Below are 3230 nucleotides of genomic sequence, written 5' to 3' on the forward strand. Positions count from 1 at the left end.
GCCAGGCGTGTATAACCAAGGTGCTTACTACGACATGCTGGGTCAACGACTCACTGTGGGGGTAAACTATAAGTTCTAATTCTATTGTTACTGAAAAGCCACTTGCATAACAGCAAGTGGCTTTAAGTAATCGGCACCTTCCCTAATTAACTAAAACCCTGTTAGATAGATGTGGATTGGATATCAGGGTTCCCTCTTAAGCCACTTCGCTTATATCCACACGCAAAGTTTGGTTACTGCCGGTTATTCCTGTTTACTCAAGAGCGCTTTCTTTTAAATTGGATCAAAGTCGGTACCTCGAAGTTAACAATAACACATCCGGTATATCCTCTCCAAAGTCCCCCCGATTAAAGATACCTATCCTACCGAAAAATCCCCTCATGGCTTTTCAAACAATAAAGACAGTGCTAACCCGCAAAAAATAACGCATAACACACTGTAAAACAAATAAAAATAATTGCTTACAATTTAAAATGTCAACAAAAAATCGCTAAATAGAAACATAGATATAACGTATGAAAATCCATTTAACAAAAAATACAGACAGATTTTAACCGGTTGCAAAATTTTTAATCAAAAAATTTATGTAGCAAAATTGTGAACAATAAACTCTCTCAAAATCACCCAAAGTCAATCTATTGCTAACACATGTAATAAATTGAATCATTAATTGGTCATTTCCGTATCTGACAAACAAGAAGAAATATGAAAACTATAATTTCTCAAGGAGATAGTCATGACCTCTGTATCTACAACCGCAAAAGCAATTCGCTTCTGTCTTTTAGTTACTGCCGGCTGTGCTGTTTATTCTGGAACCAGCTACGCTAAAGATAAAGATGAACCCATAGAACGTATCGAAGTCACAGGTTCAAAAATTAAACGTATAGGAGAGTTGGCCCCGACCCCTGTTACCGTAATCACTGGTGACGGTCTTATTGATGCCGGTGTTACCAACGTCGCAGATCTTCTGCATAAGATGCCTAATACCCTGGTTGGTCTGTCACCGGAAACCACCAACAACTCTGTTTTTGCCAGCGGTTTAAATAACACTGACCTGAGAGGATTGGGCTCCAATCGAACTCTGATATTAGTGAATGGCCGGCGCTTTGTGGCCGGCTCACCGGGCTCAGGTGCTGTAGATTTGAATAATATTCCAACAGCCATAGTTGAGCGTATCGAAATCACCACAGGCGGGGCATCGGCAGTATATGGTTCTGATGCCATTGCCGGTGTAGTTAACATAGTGACCAAGACCAGTTTTGATGGGCTGGCGCTGGATGCCTCTACCACCAGACCAACACAATCTGGAGGTGAAGAGGAATACGCCTCACTGACCTTCGGCTCTGATATTGGCAAAGCCAATTTCGTAACCAACATAAGTTGGTCGCGACAGGGGCAGATTGCACATATGGACAGGGACTTTTTGCGCGAAGCGCCGATTGTAGTGCGAAATCCCAATGCCAGCGGCCCGAATGATCCCCAAGCAATAATGTGGGGTTATGGTCAACAGGTCCTGGCCGCCTACACCAAGAGCGGAGCGTTCACCACCCGAGCCGGAGAAAAATACACTTTCAGTGATGACGGTAAAATTCGCCCAATGAAGCTGGGGCAACCTCTGCCCAAACTCACTAATGGCCGGATAGATTACCTTGGAGGCGAAGGCTATAGCTTTGCCGAAAACTCCTTTATTAAGACGCCGTTGGACAGGATTAACTTCTTTACTTTCATGAACTATGACATTAATGATGATCATAAATTTACCATGGAAGCCAGCTATGCCAAGTCAGAAGCCTATGGTGAAAGCTCTCCGGCATTCCTCACTATTCCGCTTCATGTAGATAATGCTTTTCTTTCGTCCGAAGCTGCAAGTTTGGTCAAAGCGGCCGAAAGGCGGCCAGGTGACGGTGCCAGAGTTGGTTACTTGGCGTCCGACTTTGGTAACCGAAAATACAGTCAAGAGCGAACCACAGCCCGCTTAGCTTTGGGGCTTGAAGGCGCAATCTCCGATACCTGGTCATACAATGTTTATGCCACTGTTGGCCATGTTCAAGCCGATACCGAGTGGTACGGTGAGATGTTCGAGCAGCGCTTTAAGGATGCTGTCGATGTTATCCGCGATAAAAATGGTGCCTTGGTATGTCGTAGTGAACATGCCAGAGCCAATGGCTGTAAGCCGTTGAATGTGTTTGGTCGCGACCTTTATGATAAAGCCGCTTACAATTGGGTCAGCACAGATGCCATTCGCCGCTCATCAATCGATCAATACGTTGCCGGCGCCTCTGTCAGCGGTGATCTGTTTGAGCTGCCTGCGGGTTTTATCGCTGCCGCATTCAGTTTGGAGTATCGAAAAGAGACTGCCGATACACTGCCAGACCCGGCAATGCGAGAAGGTCTTATATTTAACAACAGCTCTCAACCTCTGTCAGGCGAATTTGATGTGACTGAAGCATCGGCTGAATTGTCCGTTCCATTGCTAAAAGACATTATGTTAGTGCAGGATCTAACTCTTGAAACTGCATTTCGTTATATGGACTACTCTACCTCCGGCTCAGATAACGCCTGGAAAGTGGGATTCAACTGGGCGCTCAATGACGACTTTCGAATTAGAGCCAACCGTTCCAAGTCAGTGCGAGCTCCCAACATAGCCGAATTATTTAACCCTTCCAGCCAAACATTCAGAGGAATAAATGACTATTGCGCGGCCAGTTATCGCAATAGAATTAACCCCACATATTTAAGTAATGTGCTGGCTAACTGTGCAGCCCAAGGGATCCCAACTACCTTTGAACCTTCCCAAGAATGGTATGGTTCAACCCGACCAGGCTTTATCGTTGGTAACCCTGAGTTAAAAAACGAAGTCGCGAATGATTTCACTCTGGGCTTTATATATACGCCATCTTATCTGGAAAACTTCAGCTTGACCGTGGACTACTGGAAGTTTGATATGGAGAATGTGATCAATAATTTCAGCGGTGCCGCAGTCGTTAAGTATTGTTACCAATCCAGTTCAACCAATAATCAATTCTGTCCTTTACTCAGGCGAGATCCCACCACTCATGAAATCGTCAATTATTTCGAGAAACCCTTTAACTCGGCATCCAGTATCACTTCTGGCGTTGATTTTGAGGTCAACTATCGTCTTGAAACCGGTTTTGGTGACTGGGGCTTCCGCCTATTCAGTACTTATCTGGAAGAGCGTTCATTCAACCCGACCGGATTCGCCGATGATG

1 protein-coding gene is annotated in these 3230 nt (G+C 44.9%); it reads left to right on the forward strand.

Annotated elements, in window-relative coordinates; translation table 11 throughout:
• Positions 1–736 precede the first annotated feature (736 nt).
• A partial coding sequence (locus RC73_RS19370) for a TonB-dependent receptor plug domain-containing protein (RefSeq protein WP_039036167.1) occupies positions 737–3230 on the forward strand: 2494 nt, incomplete at its 3' end.

Origin of the sequence: Shewanella sp. ECSMB14102, assembly GCF_000813075.1 — a bacterium.
Lineage (GTDB): Bacteria > Pseudomonadota > Gammaproteobacteria > Enterobacterales > Shewanellaceae > Shewanella > Shewanella indica.